16 protein-coding genes and 1 tRNA gene are annotated in these 21,088 nt (G+C 36.6%); 12 read left to right on the top strand and 5 right to left on the bottom strand.

Translation table 11 applies throughout. The features are described 5' to 3' along the window. Positions 1-194 precede the first annotated feature (194 nt). The 3 genes from ADICYQ_RS01695 (at position 195) to ADICYQ_RS01685 (ending at position 3,397) form a co-directional block, all read left to right on the top strand. On the top strand, positions 195-518 hold the full coding sequence (locus ADICYQ_RS01695) for a hypothetical protein (RefSeq protein WP_020890190.1): 324 nt from the start codon (positions 195-197) through the stop codon (positions 516-518). A gap of 71 nt (positions 519-589) precedes the next feature. Further along, on the top strand, positions 590-2,728 hold the full coding sequence (locus ADICYQ_RS25635; protein ID WP_020890189.1) for a PAS domain-containing sensor histidine kinase: 2,139 nt from the start codon (positions 590-592) through the stop codon (positions 2,726-2,728). 216 nt (positions 2,729-2,944) lie between these two features. After that, a complete protein-coding gene (locus tag ADICYQ_RS01685; protein ID WP_020890188.1) occupies positions 2,945-3,397 on the top strand; it encodes a ferritin-like domain-containing protein in 453 nt (150 codons plus the stop codon). A gap of 128 nt (positions 3,398-3,525) precedes the next feature. On the opposite strand, the gene ADICYQ_RS01680 is transcribed toward ADICYQ_RS01685, so the two are convergent. Together ADICYQ_RS01680 and ADICYQ_RS01675 are read right to left on the bottom strand one after the other, a co-directional pair. After that, complete coding sequence (locus ADICYQ_RS01680; protein ID WP_051160084.1) at positions 3,526-3,783, bottom strand: hypothetical protein; 258 nt, start codon at positions 3,781-3,783, stop codon at positions 3,526-3,528. Between the two features lie 99 nt (positions 3,784-3,882). Continuing rightward, the gene (locus ADICYQ_RS01675; protein ID WP_369073247.1) at positions 3,883-4,362 is read right to left on the bottom strand and encodes a DUF421 domain-containing protein; all 480 of its coding nucleotides are present in this window, start codon (positions 4,360-4,362) and stop codon (positions 3,883-3,885) included. Positions 4,363-5,085: 723 nt separating this feature from the next. On the opposite strand from ADICYQ_RS01675, the gene ADICYQ_RS01670 reads away from it, so the two are divergent. The 4 genes from ADICYQ_RS01670 (at position 5,086) to ADICYQ_RS01655 (ending at position 12,198) form a co-directional block, all read left to right on the top strand. Beyond that, positions 5,086-5,727: an RNA polymerase sigma factor gene (locus ADICYQ_RS01670; RefSeq protein WP_020890184.1), complete on the top strand. Its 642-nt coding sequence runs from the start codon at positions 5,086-5,088 to the stop codon at positions 5,725-5,727. Positions 5,728-5,747: 20 nt separating this feature from the next. Continuing rightward, entirely contained in the window at positions 5,748-6,788 is a 1,041-nt protein-coding gene (locus tag ADICYQ_RS01665) for a FecR family protein (protein ID WP_040413931.1), read from the top strand. 147 nt (positions 6,789-6,935) lie between these two features. Continuing rightward, a complete protein-coding gene (locus ADICYQ_RS01660; RefSeq protein ID WP_244948077.1) occupies positions 6,936-10,355 on the top strand; it encodes a SusC/RagA family TonB-linked outer membrane protein in 3,420 nt (1,139 codons plus the stop codon). 19 nt (positions 10,356-10,374) lie between these two features. Further along, positions 10,375-12,198: a RagB/SusD family nutrient uptake outer membrane protein gene (locus ADICYQ_RS01655; protein ID WP_040413929.1), complete on the top strand. Its 1,824-nt coding sequence runs from the start codon at positions 10,375-10,377 to the stop codon at positions 12,196-12,198. A 135-nt stretch (positions 12,199-12,333) separates the two neighbouring features. On the opposite strand, the gene ADICYQ_RS01650 is transcribed toward ADICYQ_RS01655, so the two are convergent. Next, positions 12,334-12,447, bottom strand: coding sequence for a DUF1328 family protein (locus ADICYQ_RS01650; RefSeq protein ID WP_020890180.1), 114 nt, complete (start codon positions 12,445-12,447; stop codon positions 12,334-12,336). Between the two features lie 277 nt (positions 12,448-12,724). Between ADICYQ_RS01650 and ADICYQ_RS01645 the strand changes: the two genes are divergently transcribed. After that, entirely contained in the window at positions 12,725-13,600 is an 876-nt protein-coding gene (locus ADICYQ_RS01645; protein ID WP_020890179.1) for a DUF808 domain-containing protein, read from the top strand. 143 nt (positions 13,601-13,743) lie between these two features. Here ADICYQ_RS01645 and ADICYQ_RS01640 read toward each other — a convergent pair whose 3' ends face one another. Then, positions 13,744-14,751 carry a DNA topoisomerase IB gene (locus ADICYQ_RS01640; RefSeq protein ID WP_020890178.1) on the bottom strand — a complete coding sequence of 336 codons (1,008 nt, stop codon included), beginning with the start codon at positions 14,749-14,751 and terminating at the stop codon, positions 13,744-13,746. A 682-nt stretch (positions 14,752-15,433) separates the two neighbouring features. Between ADICYQ_RS01640 and ADICYQ_RS01635 the strand changes: the two genes are divergently transcribed. The 4 genes from ADICYQ_RS01635 (at position 15,434) to ADICYQ_RS01620 (ending at position 20,835) form a co-directional block, all read left to right on the top strand. After that, positions 15,434-17,563, top strand: a complete 2,130-nt coding sequence (locus ADICYQ_RS01635) for a catalase (protein WP_020890177.1) — start codon at positions 15,434-15,436, stop codon at positions 17,561-17,563. Positions 17,564-17,700: 137 nt separating this feature from the next. Next, entirely contained in the window at positions 17,701-17,913 is a 213-nt protein-coding gene (locus ADICYQ_RS01630; RefSeq protein WP_020890176.1) for a hypervirulence associated TUDOR domain-containing protein, read from the top strand. A 305-nt stretch (positions 17,914-18,218) separates the two neighbouring features. Further along, positions 18,219-19,454 carry a hypothetical protein gene (locus ADICYQ_RS01625; RefSeq protein WP_235114248.1) on the top strand — a complete coding sequence of 412 codons (1,236 nt, stop codon included), beginning with the start codon at positions 18,219-18,221 and terminating at the stop codon, positions 19,452-19,454. 136 nt (positions 19,455-19,590) lie between these two features. Beyond that, entirely contained in the window at positions 19,591-20,835 is a 1,245-nt protein-coding gene (locus tag ADICYQ_RS01620) for a dipeptidase (protein ID WP_040413923.1), read from the top strand. 142 nt (positions 20,836-20,977) lie between these two features. Here the strand turns inward: ADICYQ_RS01620 and ADICYQ_RS01615 are convergent. Then, positions 20,978-21,049: transfer RNA gene (locus ADICYQ_RS01615), tRNA-OTHER, on the bottom strand. Positions 21,050-21,088: the final 39 nt, after the last annotated feature.

Below are 21,088 nucleotides of genomic sequence, written 5' to 3'. Positions count from 1 at the left end.
ATTTTTGGTCTGACTAAAACTTTTTCCTTTGTTTAATGATTAGGTAATCAGGCTTGTGGGTTTTATCTTTTGATGTTCTAAATTGCTTTTCAATGGTGAATCACGATTTTTGGCACATAATATAAATATAGCTGTTGGTTTTTTTGCTCTGGAATTTGTCAGAAGTAACTGGTGAATTATTAATGTCAATAAATATGAAGGATGATTTTAGAAAAAATCAATCACCACCAAAATTTTTGAGAAATGGAGGAGAGATGGGTAGGGTCATTGGTGAAAAGGATTGGGCGAATCACCCTTTAGGGATTCCTGAAAAATGGCCCTTGTCTTTAAGGATGTCTGTGAGCAGCATGCTTAAAACTGCTTTTCCAAATTTCATACTTTGGGGAGAAGAGTATTATTGTTTTTACAATGATGCCTACAGGCCTAGCCTTGGTAAAGATGGGAAGCATCCGTTTATTATTGGCCAAAAATTTGAAGAGGCGTTTCCGGAACTTATTGAAACTTTAAAAAAGAAGTAGATGGGGTATGGCAGACCGGGGAGGCAACCTGGCATGAAAATCAACTGGTTTCCATTTATCGCAATGGGAAAATGGAAGAGGTATATTGGACATTTAGTTATAGTGTCCTGATAGGAGACAAGGAAGAAACAGAAGGGATTTTAATTACCTGTATAGAGACCACAGATGCTGTATTGAACCTCAAAAAATTACAAGAAAGTGAAAGTCAACTGGCCTTTGCAATAGATGCAGCAGAATTGGGCACTTGGGATTATAATCCTGCTATTGATTCCTTTCAGGGGAATGACCGATTAATGGATTGGTTGGGCATTCCAAAAGGAACAGCTGTTTCGATGAAAAATGCTTTTGAGGCAATTGTTCCAGAAGATAAAGCTCGGGTGATGAATAACATCCAAAAAACATTTATTGGACATAAGGCCAGTAAATTTTCTGATACCTTTTCCATAAAGAATCACAAAACTGATGAAATCAAAATAGTACGTGCACTTGGAAGGTCACGTTTCAAAAATGACAAGGTCTTTTATCGCTTCAATGGTACATTACAAGATGTGTCGGAACAGGTTCGTTATGAACAGAAGTTAAAGCTCGCCAATGCCCAGATCAAAAAAGAGGAACAACGTTTTCGAGACATAGTATTCAAAGCTCCCGTAGGCATAGCTATTTTCAAAGGGAAGAACTTAGTGAGTGAGATGGCAAATAATATGATGTTAAAATTCGTAGATAGGGAGGCAAATAATTTTGTTGGTAAAAAATTATTTGAAGCAATGCCAGAAGTTAGAAATACTGTTTCCCATTTTTTTGAGGAAGTATTTAATAAACAAGAGGCAGTTCGTGGTACTGAGGTTAAAATCAACATTAAAAGGAATGGAGGGATTATAGATGCCTTTTTCAATTTTATTATCCAACCAATCACTTTTAGTAAAGGTGAAGTGACTGAAATAATGCTGGTAACCAATGAGGTAACTGATTATGTTAAGTCAAAGTATGTTTTGGCAGAAAATGAAAGTCAGTTTCGAAACCATATGCTTCATTCACCAATAGCGATGACTATTTTAAGAGGAAAAGATTTAAAAATAGAAATGGCCAATAAGCGTATGCTTAATCATTTTTGGGCTAGGAGTTGGGAAGAGGTTGACGGAAAAAATCTAGCTGAGGTTTTTCCAGAATTAATAGGCCAGAAATATCTAGGCGAACTTCAACAGGTTTTAACGACCGGTCAGGCTATAAAAGACAAGGCTTCTAAGGTGATCGTCACTATAGATGGTAGGGAGCAAGAATTCTATATGGACTATCACTACCTACCTTTGCCAGATGTGGACTACTCAATTTCTGGAGTAATTGTCACCACTACTGATGTAACAGACATGGTTTTGTCTCGAAATAGGTTGGAAAATTTTACAAAAGAGTTGGAAAGCCAGGTTGATTTAAGAACTGAGCAATTATTAGATGCCAATGAAAAATTACAGGATTCGATAGCAAAACTTGAAAATGCAAATGAGGGTTTACAATCATTTGCCTATGTGTCTAGTCATGATTTACAGGAGCCTTTACGGAAGATACAGATGTATACATCTGTATTAATGGAAAATGAGCAAGGAAGGTTTTCAGAAAGAGGGAAAAAATACTTCGAGAAAATCACAAATGCTGCGGGTAGGATGCGGACACTAATTGATGATTTACTGGCTTTTTCCAAGTCTAATGATGACATTACTAAATATGAAGAAATAGATTTAAATGTTATTTTGGAGCAGGTGCTTGAGGATAGCAGTAATTCTATAGAGCATTCAAATGCTAAAATAATGGTTAAAGAGCTTCCCAAAATAGAGGCCATTGTTTTCCAGATGCATCAGGTTTTTACGAATTTGATAAGCAATGCCATAAAATTTGCAAAGCAAGGTGTGTCCCCTGAAATTATTATAAGTGCTTCTGAAGTCTCTGCAGTTCAGGTGCAAAGTTTAAAGTTGAATCCCAGTAAGAAGTACTTTGCCCTATCCATTACGGACAATGGGATAGGCTTGCCTAAAGGTATGGAAGGAAAAATATTTGAAGTTTTCCAAAGACTTCATGGCAGGCAAGAATACGAAGGTACAGGAATTGGCTTGGCCATAGTTAAAAAAATAATCAGCAACCATGGTGGGGCAATTAAGGCTGAAAGTGTTGAGGGGAAAGGAACTATTTTTACAATTTTTTTGCCTGAAAAACGGGCCTAAATCCAAGCTTATTTTATAATATCTATATTTGGAAAATAGCAAGTAAACGCCACGCTTCATAGAAGCGTTTCCTTGATTTTGATTATCCTATATTTCTGTCAACCCAAATTTTCATTTCTATTTTTTTCAAATTAAAAAAGCATTTTTTCAAGTTAAGATGAAGCGATTATTACCCATAAATTGATAAACGTATTGAACCTATAACGAAATAAAAAAATGGAAACGACAAATAGAAAGCTCAGCGACCAACTTGCAGAAATTTTAGAAAAAAACAAAGATGCAGAGAAGGGATATGAAACGGCTGCCGTAAATACGCAACACCCAGGCTTAAGAAATTTTTTTCTAAAGAGGTCAAATGAACGTAGGGATTTTAACTTAAGATTAAAGCGAGAATTGGAGGCCAATTTTGATGAAATGAATACTGAGGGTAGTTTTACCGGATCGATACACCGTGCTTGGATGGATGCAAAATCATTTTTTGCAGGAAACAATGATGAAGCCATGCTTGAGGAAGCAATCCGAGGCGACAAGGCAGCACTGGAAGAATATGAAGAATTATTGGGCGTGCAGCACCTGCCGATTATGCTGGATCAAATACTCCAAAATCATGCAATAAAAATTCGTACTGATCTGGAGCAGATAAAAACTTTGGAAGATTTAATAGAGTAGAATATAGGGAGTAAAATTTCGCAGGTAAGTTGTGGGAAGGTTGAAAATATTTTCTTTTAAACAATCTAATAAATATAGTCCAACAAACCTTTAGGTTTTCCTAAGGTTTGTTGGACTTACCATTTTCTCTATTCCATTTTGGGAATATAATGAATATCATCCTCCCAATTCTGAATTTCGTTTTGCACTTCTTTCTTAGTTCTTTTGGTACGATTGGCAATACGTTCAGTCATAGCATCAAATTCCCCATCGTTGTAAGTTATATCTTCTTCTGTTAGAGCGGGGTATCTTTTGCTATATGTGGAGCTAATGTTTCTCCATTTGTTTTCAAGTTGTTGGACAGTCTGCTGGTTTTCCAGGTTTCCGGTGTTCATATCCTTCTCCATCTTTTTTGATTTTAGCGGTTTAAATTGATCAAATATAAACTCCTTTAACCTAGGTCTTTAATTCAATAAAATTTATTATTGCTAAATAAAATATTTATTCTAATCCCTGTTTACATCTTTCATTAACCATAAATCGAGGGCATGATTTGCATTGGAATGTAATACTGAAATATCACCCGTAGTTTCGAAGACTACAGCTTTTACTTGGGACAATTGAGTAATATTTGCCTCTCTTAATTTTGAGCGTAAATCACTCTCAGAAACCCTGGCTTTTCTAAGATTGTGACCCAGTATTTTTTCTCCATCCATTAGTAATAATGGCGTGTTGTCCACCATTTTCTCAACAAATTTATTTCTTCTAGCCAGAGCGATCGTAATTTGTAAAAGATAAACGATAGCCAAACCAAACATCCCCTCAATCAAATTAACCGATGAAGACAGTATAGTAGTTGCAATGATAGATCCTACAGCGACGGTCATTGCAAAGTCGAAGCTAGACATTTTAGAAAAACTCCGCTTTCCACTGATTCTAGTTAGCAAAATTACGGTTATATAGATTCCTATAGCTGTAATTGCCATTAGAGCAATAGATGTCCAAGTAGTTTTAAACAAGCTTTCCATTTAGTTTTCTTTTTAGAATAAAATAATTAATGCCACAATAATTCATCCAATTTTCTGGGTTTATGGTTTTGAATACTTCATATAATCTAAATCCTATTGTCCTTTGTGGGTATTGAAGCTTCACATTTTTCAAGTAAATAAGCCATAATGGTGAACTTTTAGTCTGTTTTCAATTTGTTAATACTCTTTAATTTTTAACTCCGAATTTCGTAAAAAGGTTTTTTGACTTTTTTAAGAATTGCTCCGTGCAATAATTAAATGGGTTTAGTGCATTTTGAATTTAGGTGTTTTTCACCGAATCAAATTTTAATGTTAATAAAATGTTAATACCTAATTCTGTGATATATAAAATATTCAAAATAAGTATACATAATAAAATGAGTAATTGCCAAATATAATGTTATTTATAAATATGGTGTATAAATGAAAATTTTATTGTTACTAATCATTAATAGGGTTAATTAATATTAATAATAACTTATTATGAAAATAATATAGGGGGTTTAATTTTCAAATTCATCCCGAATAAATTTGGGAAATAATTCTTAATAAAGAGAAATGGTTTAATCTATTATTCAATCCATTAATGTCCCTGGTAAATTATTTTAAATTTTTTGGGGGCATAATAGACTATCTCTCCTCTAGTTGTTAAACGCCCTAAAAAAGACACCTGCACCAAAGATGCAAAATCCACAACACATCAAAAATCCAGAAATTCTGCCTTTAAAGCATTCTGACTATGTCAGAAAATATGAAAATAGTACAGATCGGGAAATTTGGAAAGCATTCGATAAGGGCAATGAGTCTGCATTTAATTACATCTACAGGGTTTATGTTCCAGCATTATTTCGGTATGGTTGGCAGTTTTCAAAAGATGAAGCTATTCTTCAAGATTGTATTCAAGACATCTTTATTTATTTAAGGAGTAGGAGAGGAAGTTTGACTAAAGTGAATAGCATTAAGGCTTATTTATATAAAATAATGCAGAGAGAGGTGATAAGAAGCATAAACGCTGAGAAGCGATACATTCATAATTCTGGGGAAATTGATGAGCGAATATTCCCCATAGAAATATGTCATGAAACCAAACTCATTCAACAAGAATATGACCTCGAAATGCAGGGGAAGATCAAATTTGCAATGAACCAACTAACTTCCCGCCAGCGGCAAGCAGTTTTGCTATTGATTGAAGAGGATATGAATTATAAGGAAATTGCTGAGGTGTTGGGATTTAGCAAAGTCAAATCTGCAAGAAAAATTATTTATCGAGCTTTGGAAACTTTAAAAGTTTTTATCAAAGAAAAAATAAAACGATTTAATTAGTGGACATCTACCCACGCAATATGAAATATAAAGATTACAATATTGAAAACTTCATAATGGATGATTTTTTTATCCAATGGGTAAAACACCCAAATGAAAACAACAAGCATTTTTGGGAAAAATGGTTGACACAGAACCCTGAAAAAAGGGATGTGGTGCTACAGGCAATTTTTATCATCAGTTCTGTTAAATACCAGGATAACCCGATTATGGATGATAATTGCTATGTTGAAACTTTCGAAAATATTATAAAAGCCAAAAGTATTTCTGAGCCGAAAAAACTGCAGAGAGCTGGTAGTTTTCTTGATTTTAGCTTCCCTTGGCGTGGTATAGCTGCAGGCTTATTAATTCTTTTTTGCCTCGGGATTAGTTTTCAAATGATAGTCCAAACGTCAAAGAACGTTGATCAGCAGACTTATTCAAGTACATTGATTAAAAGAACTAACCCCGCCGGTAAGAAATCAGTCTTGAGCTTATCTGATGGGACTAAGATTTTTCTCAACTCAGGAAGTGAAATTAGCTATATCTCCGAGTTTAATGACAGCATACGATTAGTGAGTCTTGAGGGAGAAGCCTTTTTTGAAGTTCAAAAAGAGGCAAGGCCATTTGTAGTAGAAACAGGCCAAACCCAAATCATGGTGCTGGGCACCTCCTTTAATGTTAATAAGAAGAAAAATGGAGCTTTATCAGTTGCGCTAGTAACTGGTAAAGTGAATATCAAGGATGAGAAAGGCAATCAGATGTCTCTTTCGCCTTCTGAAATGATGATGAGGGATAAAGAAGGGGCACTTCTTAAAACTTCTTTTGATCCCTTATACATTACAGGGTGGAAGGATAAGGTATTGGTCTTTAAAAGAAATTCCTTCTTTGAGGTTAAGGAGAAAGTGGAAAATTGGTTTGGAGTAAAGATTTTGTTGCAAGGTAGGCCAAATGCAAATATGACTTATTCTGGCATTTATAAAGACGAAAATCTGGAAAATGTTTTAAGTGGAATTTTCCTATCCTCCGGACTGGCATTTAAGATTGAAGATAAGATAGTGACCATCACCAACCCTATATGACATGAAAAGAAAAAAATAAATAGCAGTTAAAAAAGGCAGGATTTCGTTCCTGAATGGAACAAAACCTTGCCTTAATTAGACCTTACTAGCATCTCACAACTTACTAAGGTCATCATCTAAGTCACAAAACTTAAACAAAACAAAATTATGGAAAAAACTGTACTAAGACAACTGATAATGCTGTCAAAAAGATTAATATATGCCTTTTCGGTGCAACTTTTTATGTGCACCGTGTTAATGGCCAATACAGGTAACGCACAGCGCAAAACTATTGAAGACGTAAATTTATCAATACATCTCAATGGAAAAACGCTTTCAAAATTCTTCCGACTGATAGAGAACAAAACCGATTTTGAATTTACTTATAATCATGATCTTATAGATCTAAGTCAAAAACTTTCAATAGGGGGAGATAAGCAAAGCCTTTACAAATTATTGGTGTCGGTTTCTCAGCAGACAGATCTTCATTTTGTTCAGATCAACGAAAATATCCATGTAAAGTTGGCTTCGAGGAAATTTGAGCGGGCAATAGAAATTGCAGAACTGGCGGATGTAACCATCACCGGTACAGTTACGGATATAAATGGAGAGCCAATCCCCGGGGTGACCATCTTATTGCCAGGGACCACCACTGGTACTGCCACAGATCTGGATGGAAAATATACGATAACTGTTCCTGAAGCTTCAAGTTTATCTTTTTCCTTTATAGGTTTCCTAACGGAAAATGTGGCAATAGGAGAAAGAAGTGTAGTCGATGTAGTTTTGACGGAAGATATGGCTTCTTTAAATGAGGTAGTCGTAATTGGATATGGTTCACAGAAAAAGGTAAACGTGATTGGGTCAATCGCAACGATATCAAATGAAGAGCTTTCTTCCTCACCAGTATCCATGGTGTCAAATGCTCTTGCTGGAAGATTACCTGGTGTAATAGTACAACAACAGAATGGGGAACCAGGAAACAACGCAGCTAATATTACGATTAGGGGATATGCTACACTGGGCAATAATTCTCCTTTGGTTGTAATTGATGGCATTCCTGGAAGAGATCTGAATTCTCTTGAGGCTGGAGATATTGAAAGCTTATCAGTTTTGAAGGATGCATCTGCTGCTATTTATGGAGCTCGGGCTGCTAATGGGGTAATTCTAGTCACGACCAAACGTGGAAAGGAAAATACTTCTCCATTATTTAAGTATAGCTTCAATAGAGGTTTAAGTTCTCCTACAATGTTACCAGAAATGGCAGATGCGGTTACTTATGCTCAAATGATAAGGGAGGTTCAGTCTTACAAAAACATTCCTGAAAACAATATGGCGTACTCAATTCAGGATATCGAAAAATTTGGTTCAGGGGATTACCCATGGACCCATCCAAATACTGATTGGTATGATGCGGTTCTTACCAAGTTTACCAATACTAATCATCATACTTTTTCAGTCAGTGGAGGTAGTGATAATATTAAATACTATACTTCTTTCGGTAAGGTTTTCGACGATGGGATATATAAAAATAATGCGACATCATATAATCGCTATAATCTGAGAGCTAATGTAGATATTCAAGTTAATGAGTACCTCAGTATTGCTTTAGATATTAACGGGTCTGAGGAAGATAAAATGTACCCAACAAAAAGCGCAAATTCAATTTTTAATAATTCATTGATTAGAAGTAAGCCTACTGAAGTGGCTACTTATCCAAATGGTTTGCCCGGACCAGATATAGAATATGGGGATCAAGCTGTTGTTTCTACCTCTTTTGCTACAGGATTTGATGATACTAAGAAATATAGAAGTCAGAATATGATTACTGCTAGGCTTAAGATCCCAAAAGTTGAAGGATTAGAAGTAAGTGGTTATTATGCTTATGATATGGAATTCCAAGTTAGGAAGTTGTTTCAAAAACCATGGACATTGCACACATTAGATAAAGCCGCATATTATGCCAATGGAAATAGTGGGAAAGAAGATGGTTCTGATTTTTTATTGGGGTATGAGGCAGGTTATACTGAGCCACGCGTACAGGATTATTATGATGATAGCAAAACAAGTACCTACAATTTAAAGACTAATTATAGTAAAACCTTTAATGGGGAACATAATTTGAACACTTTTATTGCATACGAAGGTTCAAAATACCAGGGTAAAGGAATTGATGCATTTCGTAGATATTTTATTTCGGATAAGTTACCGTATCTATTTGCAGGGGGGAATCTAGATCAAAATATAGGGTCATGGGTTAGTATAGATTCAAGAATAAACTATTTCGGAAGGTTAAGTTATGATTTTAAAGAAAAATATTTATTTCAATTTTCATTTCGTCGAGATGGTTCCTTACGATTTGAGAAAGAAAATGGTCGATGGGGAAATTTCCCTAGTGTACTTGCTGGTTGGAAGGTGTCTGAAGAAAGTTTTTGGAAAGAAAAATTGAATTATATCGATTATTTAAAACTTAAGGCTTCATGGGGTCAAATGGGAAATGATAGAGTGGATGCCTTTCAATATCTAACAAATTATCAATTTGGCACTGGAACTGTTTTTGGAGAAAGTAAAAATTATGCATCTAGTTTGATGCAAGATGGTGTTTCAAATCCATTTATAACTTGGGAAGTGGCCAACATATTTAATGTGGGTTTCGAATCCCTATTGTTAAATAATAAAATGAATTTTGAGGTTGATTACTTTTACCAAAGACGGGATGAAATACTTGTAAAGAGAAATGCCTCAGTGCCAGGATTCACTGGCTTAGGCTTGCCGGATGAAAATTTTGGTATTGTCGACAATAAAGGTGTTGAAATTATATTGGGATATGGAAATGAAGTTAATGATTTATCTTATGCTATCAATGGTAATTTTTCTTTTGCTAGAAATAGAGTAATTGAATTTGATGAGCCTGCTAGGAACGTACCTTGGCAAGTAGAAACTGGACACCCTCAGGGTGCAGCATTGCTTTATAATTCTATTGGAATATTTAGAAATGAGGAGCACGTAAACTCATTGCCACATGTATCTGGAGCTCGACCTGGAGATATTATTATTGAAGATTATGATGGAGATGGTGATATCACTAATGACGATAGGATTCTATTTGATAGAACAGTAAATCCTGAAATTACATTTGGTTTAAATTTATCATTAACTTATAAAAACTGGGCTGTTAGAGCTTTAGTTCAAGGCGTTGGGAATGTTCAAAAAGAAATTTATAATGTAATTCAGGGTTCAGGAGGAAACTATTTCATGTACGATGCAGAGGGAAGATGGACTCCTGAAAATAATATATCGGATAAGCCAAGGGCTTTTGAAAGAGATGAAGAGTACTGGAGAGGAAGCCATAAGACTAATTATGGTTTTCATAATTCCAGTTTTGCTCGATTAAAAAATCTACAAATATCATATATAATTCCAGAATATATAAATAATTTCGCACGGCTAAAAAGTTCTCAAATATATTTTTCGGGCCAAAATCTATTCTTATTATATTCCAAAAATAAATTAATGGATCCAGAACTAGGTAGTATTAGTAATTATCCATTAATGAAAGTTTATTCTTTAGGAATAGAAGTATCATTTTAATAAAATATTGATTATAGCTATGAAATTATACAAAAAAATATATCCGTTAATTGTAATATTATTTCTTATATCTTGTAATGAAAGTATCTTGGATGAGGTACCATTAGATAAATATTCTGACCCAACAGTATGGTCTGATATTAATTTAGCAGATGCTTATTTGAAGGGTTGTTATAATGGTACTAGCCATGGTTTTAAAGGCTATACAATGCTCTCAGCAGTAACTGACGAGGCCTATAGTAAGCATATGGTTGGTTATCTTGATGGTGTAATAAGTGCGGATAATGTAGCTTCTACGTGGGAAAACATGGGGAGTAAATCTCATGGTCAAGTGACTTGGTGGTTGTTTAATAATGTTCAAAGAATAAATGTATTCCTTTCTAATATTGACAAAGTTGTTGAAGGGTATCCCGAATCTGCCCAGCCTGATATTAAAGAAAGAACAGAAGTTTTAAAAGGTGAAGCGCTATTTCTTAGGGCGTATGCATATACGCAAATGTGCCGCTCATACGGAGGTTTACCGATTTTAAAAGAACCTAGCGTATTAGGAGATGATTTTTCCATTATTACTCGATCTTCTTTTAAAGAAACTGTAAATTTTATTTTGTCAGAATGTGATGAGGCAGCTAAATTGCTAAACTTTAAAAAGGACATGGAATTGGGAAGAGCTTCAAAGGAGGCTGCATTATCTCTAAAGTCTAGAATTTTATTATTTGCAGCTAGTGATCTTACTGCTGATGGTACTGCGGAAAATGAACTTGTGGGTTACATCAACGAAAATAGGCAAGCTTTGTGGGTTGCAGCTAAGGATGCTGCGAAAGACGTAATGGACCTCGGTACTCTTCAGTTAGCTGATTTTGGTGCTCCCGATAAAGGAGCCATTGCAAAAAATTACTATGACTTTTTCCGCGCACAAGACCTTTCAAATGAAGAAGTCATTTGGGGTAAAATGTTTGTTAGTGATGTAGGGAATAGACATTCAATGAATCTTTGGATGGGCCCAAATGGAAATAATAATTGGTCAAGTATGAATATAACTCAGAATTTTGTTGACGATTATGAAATGGAAGATGGCTCAAGTTTTAATGAACATTTTTCTATTGATGCTGATAATTTTTATATAAATAACTCTAATAAATATTCACATAAAAATATCTATAAATATCGTGAACCAAGATTTTATGCTTCGATCTTGTATGATAGTGCATTGTTTCAGCCACGTTTTGATAATTTAGTACAAATAGATCCTGTTGGAATTTACGAAAGACGAACACATGTAAATATAATGGAAGATGAAACTACTTCTACTAGATTTGGACTTGATACTCGTCAAGGGCCAGTCCAAAATTGGAGTGGAAGTTTTACAGGTTATGTAATGAAAAAAATGTTGGACCACGAAATTATAGGAAGGTCTGAGGCAAATACAAATGTTTGGATTGAATTCAGGTATGCCGAAATAATTTTAAATTATGCAGAAGCATGTCTTGAACTGGGAGATTATAGTGAAGCTACTCAATATATTAATATGATAAGGAACCGTGCTGGACTTCCCAATTTTACTGAAAATATTAAAGATGCTTTGCGACACGAAAGGAAAATTGAATTCGCTTTTGAAGAAAAGAGATGGTATGATATTAGGAGGTGGAAGATTTTAGAGCAATCATTGAGTCCAGTTCTGGGTATAGATATTGTGCAAACTACAAAGGAAAATTCTCTGACAACAACATGGCAACAAATAACAGCATTTAATCGAGGTCCGGTTACCAGTAAAATGTATTGGCTACCCATTTCAACTGAGGAATTGAATAAAGCTCCTAATATTGTTCAAAATCCAAATTACTAAAATTGCTTTTTTTAATTTGAATATGAAGATAGTAACCTAACGTTAAAATGTTCGGTTACTATCTTTTTTAAAATTTAGATATCCTTAAATATACGCAAAGTGCCTGATATACAGTCTCTTTTGCTTATTAAGGGTTTAAGCTTGTTTGAAACTTGAAAACAGTGAGCCAATCACCATTCCGACGAACACAAAACACAATACTTTGGCGGTGTCTGCGGCACCTTCGGCCAAGCCACCAAAGCCATACATGGCGGCAAGAATTGCTAACAGTACGAATATGATTGTCCACTTAAGCATAAATAATTTGTTTGTTTTATTTTTACTAAGATACTTTGTTGATAATTTTTGGAAGAACTCAAAAAAATATTTGTTTGCCTTATTCAAGCAGATGGGAACGCAAGTATTAGATTGTGGGTTGAGATTAGAATTACTTTTAAAAAAGCGCCTTGATTAATAGGTGAATACAAGTAATTTAAATTAAAAAATTATTTTTGCATCCTTTACAACAATTAAAGATTTAGAATTTATGGCTTCAGGGTTTTTTGCATTGCTAGACGACATTGCTACGCTTATGGATGATGTGGCTACCATGAGTAAAGTAGCAGCGAAAAAAACCGCTGGTATATTGGGAGATGACCTGGCAGTTAATGCTGAGAAATCTTCAGGTTTCATTGCTTCACGCGAAATCCCAGTGCTATGGGCCATCACGAAAGGCTCTTTTTTTAATAAATTAATGATCTTACCGGCAGCATTTTTACTGAGTGCATTCCTGCCTAAGGTAATTACGATTGTGTTATTACTTGGAGGGCTCTACTTGGCTTATGAAGGAGCTGAAAAGGTTTTTGAATTTTTGACGGGACACAAACACCACAAAGCTGAAATCCCGAATGTGAAATTAACTGAAGCTGAAATTTTGGCTACTGAAAAGGATAAAATTAAATCAGCTATTTTCACTGATTTTATTCTATCAGTTGAGATCGTTATTATAGCCTTGGGAACAGTCGTTCAGGAAACAATTTGGATTCAAGTTGCGGTAGTAACCATTATTGCTGTTATCGCCACTATTGGTGTCTATGGGATTGTAGCAGTTATCGTAAGGATGGATGACTTTGGGTTAAAATTGATAGCTTATAATGAAGAAGAAAATAGTGTATCTGATTTTTTCGGTCAGCTGTTGGTTAAAGCCTTACCAATTGTAATTAAAAGTTTGTCTGTTATTGGGACAATTGCCTTGCTATTGGTAGCGGGCGGTATTTTTGCACATAATATTGAATTCTTCCATCACTTGATCCCAACTTGGCCCTCAATTGTTAAAGAGTTTTTGATTGGGCTGGTAGTGGGAGCTATTACTTTGCCATTGGTATTTGCAGCAAAAAAAATAGTAGGTCGATTTAAGAAATAATCCATTTATCCTTATGATTAGCTAAGAGATGTTTTCATAAGGATGTTATTCCTTGAATTCAGGAAAGTAAATAGCCAAACGACCTTACTAAATGACTGAATTATTTGAATTGAAATTCTTAAGAATAAAGCCGCAAAGAAAACTCATTTTGTGGAAGCTTGTTCGATAATCTGTAGGGCAAGCTTTTCACTTGCGGAAAGCTTATAAGCACTTCTTGTGGGCTTAAATGGGTTGGGTTGTGGTAAGGTTTGCTGGTCAATTTTATTAAAAATTTCAGGATGGATATAATAGTTTTTGCATACTGTTGGGGTGTTTCCAAGTTCTGAGGCTACCATTTTTACCAGGATGTTGCTGAATTTTTTCCGTTTCGCTTTTTCATATTCTTCAAATGCTAGAGGATAATATTCTACAGCCATACGACAAGCAGCCCATGTTCGAAAGTATTTGCTAGAATAATCCTCTCCCATATTTTCATTAATATATTGGTTTACTTCATCACTGTCTACTGCTTGAAAGTTGCCGTTTTCATCTTGATATCGGAAAATTTCATAACCAGGAAGATCAGCTGAATCCTTGATCAATTTGATCAATTCAGTATCATCAATTAACACTTTCCGATCGATTTTACTCTTACCTTTAAAATGAAAGGTAAGCGCCTCGCCTTCAATTTTCATGTGCTTTCTTCGTAAGGTCGTTAAGCCAATCGTATCATTGCTGTTTTGGTAAAACTTGTTGCCAATTCGAATGCCATATTCATCCAGAATTAAAACCATTAGCCCAAGTACTTTTGTTTTGCTCCATTCTTTATTCTTTAATGCCTTATAGGCTTTTTTACGAATATTAGGTAAGGCCATTGCAAACTTTACCATTTTATTGAATTTCTCTTCTTGGCATTTTTGTTCGTAGACAGAATGGTAAATATATTGTTTCCTGCCTTTGTTATCCCTACCCGTAGCCTGTATATGGCCTTCTTCAAACCTACAAATCTTAACATCTTCCCACATAGGAGGAATCACCAGGTTCTTTAAACGCTTTAGCTTTTTTTGGTCTTTAATGGTCGTTCCCTTCTCGTCAACGTACCTGAAACCTCTAGCCCACTTTTTTCGATGAATGCATAAAGCTGAATCATCTATTTCTTTTATTGCTTTCATATTTTTGCTAACCCTGCTTTTGGTAACCTGTCTAAGTAAGTGAAACTAGCATTCACTATTCGTTTGAAATGAAACTCATTCTTGAATACTATGTTTATTAAAATTAATTTTTTTTCACCCTTTATATGAAGGGCTTTTCACTCAGGCACTCTTACACCCATACAAAATTGTACGCCAAAAGCCAGCATCTCAAACCCCCGAATAATGTAATGGATAGACAATAATTTAAATCAAAAACTAGTCTTAAATGGGAAGGAATTGTTGACTTAAAATAGTGTTATTTAGACCAATGTGAATGATGATTTAATTTTTCAATAAATAGAAATTAAATAATTCTCAAGAATGAGTAGTTTGAAGTGGTTTTTCAAGAATAATTGACCTTGTGTCATTCATTTTTTTTAACAGGGTAAAGGCCTCAAGATGATACATAACTAACAGGAATAGCTGATTTCTAAATTTTGTTTTGATAATTAAAGATTTATTTAAATTAAAACAAAAGGTAGCTTTTGATAGAGCTAATATATAAATCTTTAGAGCTATACTTTTTCTTTTTGCTGTGCTAGATTTGATCTATTCAACTCTGATTATGCAATGGGGTTTCGAATCTTCTATGGGGATAATTCCCTTACGAATTGGGTGGCCTATTGCAGGTTTTGAGTTTTACCTTTAAAATAATCTGGTAATGAAAAATAAAGATCAAGAAACAGCAAAATCCGAACAACTAAAGAAATTTACAAAGGATCCTACAGACCAGGCACTAACTACCAGGCAGGGGGTAAAAGTAAATGATACCAACAATTCGTTGAAAGCAGGAGTAAGAGGATCTACTCTTCTGGAGGATTTTATCATTCGTGAAAAAATCACAAGTTTTGACCACGAACGTATCCCCGAACGAATTGTACACGCCAGAGGGAGTGGCGCTCATGGTTATTTTGAGTTGTATGACAGTATAAGCGAATATTCCAAAGCGGGGATTTTTACAGATACCAACCGTAAAACCTCCGTTTTCGTAAGATTTTCCACCGTAGGTGGTTCCAAAGGTTCAACTGACCTTGCAAGAGACGTTCGTGGTTTTGCAGTGAAATTCTATACCGAAGAGGGAACATGGGATTTGGTTGGTAATAATATGCCAATCTTCTTCATCCAGGATGCGATGAAGTTTCCAGACCTTATACATGCGGTGAAGCCAGAGCCAAACAATGAGATACCCCAGGCAGCTTCTGCGCACGATACTTTTTATGATTTCGTGTCACTGACTCCTGAAACCCTGCACAATCAGATTTGGCTGATGAGCGACAGGGCAATACCAAGGAGCTTTCGCATGATGGAAGGGTTTGGTATTCATTCCTATCGCCTTATCAATGAAAAAGGGGAAGCACATTTTGTTAAATTTCATTGGAAACCAATCTTAGGGGTGCACTCAGTTACTTGGGATGAGGCAACAAAAATTAGTGGGGCAGATTCTGATTTTCACAGGAGGGACCTATGGGAAGCAATAGATTCCGGGCAGTTTCCAGAATGGGAGCTAGGGGTTCAAATTGTCCCGGAGGCAGATGAACATAAATATGATTTTGACCTCTTGGATGCCACTAAATTGATACCGGAAGAGATGGTTCCTGTCAAGATTATAGGTAAAATGACCTTGAATAGAAATCCAGAGAACTTTTTTGCTGAAACGGAACAGGTAGCCTTTTTACCAGGGAATATTGTTCCAGGCATTGATTTCTCCAACGATCCACTACTTCAGGGACGTTTATTCTCTTACCGTGACACACAACTTTCCAGATTGGGAAGCCCTAATTTTCATCAAATTCCAATTAACCAACCTGTAGTTAAAACCCATCATAACCAGCGTGACGGGCACATGCAAACCGAAATACCTAAAGGGCAAACAGCTTATTTCCCCAATACGCTAGGTGGAGGATGCCCCCATATGTCTAAAATTGCAGAGGGAGCATTTTCATCCTATGAGGAAAGAATAGATGGTAAAAAAATCAGGGCCAGAAGCGAAAGTTTTACAGATTTCTTTTCACAGCCAGCACTTTTCTACAGAAGTTTGGCTGAGTGGGAAAAAAGTCATGTTGCCAGTGCTTATTCCTTCGAATTGGGCAAATGTACCCACAAGCATATCCAGGAAAGAATGCTTTGGATGATTGCGCAGATTGACACGGAATTGGCGGAAAAAGTGGCTGGTAATTTGGGATTGAGGATTCCAGATAAAATAGAACAACCCATTAATCAAGCCATAGGAGCGGATGCTAATGTAGAAGATTATCAGCCCGGTCCTAAGAAAAATTACCTCGATCAATCGGCACCACTGAGCCAGGCAAATACCAAATTTGATAGTATAGCTACTCGAAAGATTGCTGTGTTGGCGGCAGATGGTTTCAGTATGGATGATTTTAAGGCCATGAAAACTGCTTTGGAGGCAGAAAATGCTACAGTAAGTATAATCGCGCCACATGGTGGAACGGTAAAGTGTGATTCCAATATGGATCATCCTGTGGCTGCCAGTATCAACACAACTGAAAGTGTACTGTACGATGCTGTTTATATACCGGGTGGACAATCGTCTATCGACGCTTTGTTGAAAACTGCCAAGTTTAAAAAGTTTATCAATGAAGCTTTAAAACACTGCAAGGCCATTGCTGCAGACAACGAAGGGGAAAAGTTTTTGGACGAAACCTATGTGAAAGATTTTAAAGAGGATAAAGCTGTGCTAATCAACGCTGAAGCAAATGCCTTTATTAAGGCAATTGCCAAGCATAGAAATTGGGATCGAATGAAGAAGGCTGAGGGAGTTCCTGTCTAATTCATTTGAGTTTTAAAAGGCAATAAAGGCAAGGTTTCCTGAAGGGTATTTCCATTTGAATTCAAATAGGAAATGACAATTCAGGAAATTTTGCTGTTTATAGCGGAATGAAAGGTATTGATTAAAATATTTTTAAAATGAATCATAAATTCAAAATAGGAGACGAAGTTACCTGGAACTCACACGCGGGACATGTATCTGGGACAATTATTAAAGTACATACTGCAGATTTTGATTACAAAGGGTATACGCATCATGCCAGCATGGAAGAACCTCAGTATGAAATAAAAAGTAGCAAGACAGATCACATCGCAGCCCATAAAGAGAAAGCGTTAAAAAAGAAACCCTAAACCCTGTAAATGATGCAGATAGGGCATAATGACAAAAGAGAATAAGGCCGTTAACCAAAGTCTTCATTGCTTCAATGGATTGGTAAATAAAACCTATATTAAATTATTTGTTTAGATTTAACGTTTATGAAAGTATTACCTATTTCACCCTAACCACTGAAATTTTAAACGTTATGTCAAAAAAAGAAGTCGAAATTCAAAATACGACAGTAAATTCAATACCTACTATAGATGATTCGGAGGCAAAACCCCTCATTACCCGGCGTGAAATGCTTGGGATGGCTGGTGTAGCCGGATTAACAGCGTTGGTCGGTTTTCCAATAAGTTCTATTGCACAGCAATCACAGAGCCGGCCTCGTATAGCAGTTCTCGTTAGTTATTGGGGGGCCACCAGGTCTCATGCTGATTGGATCGCAACCAAGTTAATTGATGGCTATTGGTGGCAAGGGGCTTATACTAAGTCTAGGGTCGAAGTTGTCGCCATTTATTTAGATCAACATGACGAAAGCGTACTGGGTCAGAAAGTAGCAAAAGCCAAAGGCATCCCTGTATTTAAGACAGTGGGTGAGGCAGTAACACTTGGAGGCAAGGAGCTGGCAGTAGATGGCGTTGTTATTGTTGCAGAACATGGTGATTATCCAAAAGACCTCAAAGGTCGTTGGCTCTTGCCGCGCTGGAGGATCTTCCAACAAGTAGTGCGGGTTTTTGAAAAGAGTAAGCGCGCTGTACCTGTATTTAATGACAAACACTTCTCTTATGATTGGGATGAAGCCAAATGGATGTTTGACAAATCCAGAGAGCTAAATTTCCCATTGACAGGGGGCTCCTCTATTCCTCTTTATTACCGCACGCCTGATATAGAACTTGACAATGACACGCCTTTAAAGCATTCAATTGTTGTCGGAGGGGCGTCTGATGAGGGCGGTATTTTTCATAGCATTGATGTTCTTCAGGCATTTGTGGAGCGCCGTAAAGGAGGTGAGACGGGTGTTAAATCTGTGCAGTCTATCCGAGGGAAAGAAACTTGGGAATGGGTTGAGCGCAATCCCTGGGCCGGAAAACTGCTTGATGCTGTGGCGAAACAATTTGAACTGAAGCCTGGACACTTTCAGGAAAACGAACGAGCAAACATTTGTATCGTAGAATACAATGATGGAACGAAAGGAGCTGTAATATCTGGTAAAGATGTCGGTTGGACCTTTGCTGGAGAGATTGAAGGGGAAAATGAGCCGACGATAATCTCTATGCTTGGTTGGGCAGGTCCTTTTGACCAGTATCATGCCTCAAATGCACAACCTCACTGGATTACCGAAATGATGGTGTCAAAAAAAGAACCATTCAATGCGGAACGTCTCCTTTTGTCTACTGGGATTACCAACCACTATGTGGAATCGAACTGGGAAAATGGTATTTACTCGGCTGTGGGTAAACGCATCGAAACACCATTTATGAACATGACTTACCACACGAAACGAGGCCCACAATTCAACACGGGTGAGCGGCCACCAAGTCGCCCTTACCTACGCGGTTTTGATGAATAGGTATTTCAGCGACTCAAGCGATCCAATTTTGGTTAATTGCCAGAACTTGTGAGGAAGTGGGACTGTGTAGGTTTAATCCAAAGTTCTGGTAATACCATTGAAGAATAAAATTTATATTAAAAAAACGCATTAACGAATGAAACGTCGAGACCTTATTAAGGGCTTAACATTACTGCCAATAGCAGGAAGTGTTTTGCCACTAAATTCCTTATTAGCTGCTCCGAAAAATGATAATAACATACCATTGACCCCTCAGGGTAAACCAATGCCTAAATTGCATCGCAAAGCATTTGTGATGGATGGACATGTTCATGTAATGACCCGTGAGTTGTTGATGAAAACGGACATTGGTCAAAGATATTCTGACGGAACCGTTGATCTTCCTAGAGCTATAGAAGGAGGCTTGGATGCTATGTTTTTCTCAGTTTACACACCTGAACATTATTATCCTGGAAGGTTTGAGACTAAAAACACCTTTCGAGTGATAAACCTTGCTTTAGACCAAATCAAAAACAATGATTCTGTAATTGAATTGGCGTTGAATGCTTCTGATATAAAGCGTATCAATAAGAAAGGCAAAATGGCTGCTTTCTTGGATTTAGAAGGAGCCTTTGATTTGGATGGTGATATTAACCTATTACGTGCCTTATATCGCTTAGGACTTAGGTCAATGCAGCTCACCGCACACAATACAACGAATGCATTCATTGACACCTGTAATGACGTAAGTAGGTGGGGAGGGATAAATGAACTTGGGAAAACGATTATTTCAGAAATGAATAGCCTTGGCATGATCATTAACATCGCCCATGCATCTAATGACGCAATACTACAAACTGCTGAGGCAAGTAAGCATCCTATAGTCTACAGCCATGGAGGATTTTATAGTATTGTGGCTCATCCACGTTGTATTACTGACGAAGCAGCGAAAGCGATTGCGGCAAAAGGGGGCGTAATTGGCATTCACTTTGGAAGTCTGTTTAACAACCCTAAATATTGGGCTTGGCAAACAGCACCTAAAGAAACTACGCCGGAATCAGTGAAGCAATCCACCTCCATGAATACAATTGAAGAGGTAGACAAGGCTGTAATGAAAGAGGTCCCTTTGGTTTTCAATGGCACCATTCCTGATGAATATTGGATGCATGTAGACCAGTTGGCCAAAGTAATTGACTATGGTGTTAATTTAGTAGGGGAGGACCACATGGCTCTTGGCTGTGATTTGGATGGAGGTCCTGAATTGCCGCGTGAAATTAAGGACATCAGCGATTATCCACAAATCACCATGGCGCTGCAAAGGCTGGGTTATACTGATCAACGAATCAAAAAAATTCTGGGCTTAAACTGGCTCCGAGTGATTAAGGAAGTAACCGGAGACTAATAATAGAAAGACAGTAGGTAGCAGTGAAGTCTCTAGGCATTCCTGGGCAACAACATGCCAAGGAATGCCTAGAGAGTTTTTAAGAAAATAAATTCTTTTGCGTTTTAAACAAAAAAAGCCTTGGAAAACCAAGGCTTTTATGCGGAATGGACGGGACTCGAACCCGCGACCTTCCCGACGAGTCGGGACAATCTAACCAGCTGAACAACCACTCGGGTTTTCATTGGTTTTTATCTTTCGTTTGGATTGAAAC

The organism is Cyclobacterium qasimii M12-11B (genome assembly GCF_000427295.1).
In the GTDB taxonomy this organism is placed as follows: Bacteria; Bacteroidota; Bacteroidia; order Cytophagales; family Cyclobacteriaceae; genus Cyclobacterium; species Cyclobacterium qasimii.
This window is presented reverse-complemented; position numbering and strand designations above follow the sequence as displayed.

Bases quoted from the DNA above. Each gene is read 5' to 3' on its own strand.
- ADICYQ_RS01665 (WP_040413931.1), top strand. From the start codon at position 5,748: ATGAAATATAAAGATTACAATATTGAAAACTTCATAATGGATGATTTT.
- ADICYQ_RS01695 (WP_020890190.1), top strand. From the start codon at position 195: ATGAAGGATGATTTTAGAAAAAATCAATCACCACCAAAATTTTTGAGA.
- ADICYQ_RS01680 (WP_051160084.1), bottom strand. From the start codon at position 3,783: ATGGAGAAGGATATGAACACCGGAAACCTGGAAAACCAGCAGACTGTC.
- ADICYQ_RS01650 (WP_020890180.1), bottom strand. From the start codon at position 12,447: ATGTATGGCTTTGGTGGCTTGGCCGAAGGTGCCGCAGACACCGCCAAA.
- ADICYQ_RS01660 (WP_244948077.1), top strand. From the start codon at position 6,936: ATGGAAAAAACTGTACTAAGACAACTGATAATGCTGTCAAAAAGATTA.
- ADICYQ_RS01620 (WP_040413923.1), top strand. From the start codon at position 19,591: ATGAAACGTCGAGACCTTATTAAGGGCTTAACATTACTGCCAATAGCA.
- ADICYQ_RS01670 (WP_020890184.1), top strand. From the start codon at position 5,086: ATGCAAAATCCACAACACATCAAAAATCCAGAAATTCTGCCTTTAAAG.
- ADICYQ_RS01645 (WP_020890179.1), top strand. From the start codon at position 12,725: ATGGCTTCAGGGTTTTTTGCATTGCTAGACGACATTGCTACGCTTATG.
- ADICYQ_RS25635 (WP_020890189.1), top strand. From the start codon at position 590: ATGGAAGAGGTATATTGGACATTTAGTTATAGTGTCCTGATAGGAGAC.
- ADICYQ_RS01635 (WP_020890177.1), top strand. From the start codon at position 15,434: ATGAAAAATAAAGATCAAGAAACAGCAAAATCCGAACAACTAAAGAAA.
- ADICYQ_RS01685 (WP_020890188.1), top strand. From the start codon at position 2,945: ATGGAAACGACAAATAGAAAGCTCAGCGACCAACTTGCAGAAATTTTA.
- ADICYQ_RS01630 (WP_020890176.1), top strand. From the start codon at position 17,701: ATGAATCATAAATTCAAAATAGGAGACGAAGTTACCTGGAACTCACAC.
- ADICYQ_RS01675 (WP_369073247.1), bottom strand. From the start codon at position 4,362: ATGGCAATTACAGCTATAGGAATCTATATAACCGTAATTTTGCTAACT.
- ADICYQ_RS01640 (WP_020890178.1), bottom strand. From the start codon at position 14,751: ATGAAAGCAATAAAAGAAATAGATGATTCAGCTTTATGCATTCATCGA.
- ADICYQ_RS01655 (WP_040413929.1), top strand. From the start codon at position 10,375: ATGAAATTATACAAAAAAATATATCCGTTAATTGTAATATTATTTCTT.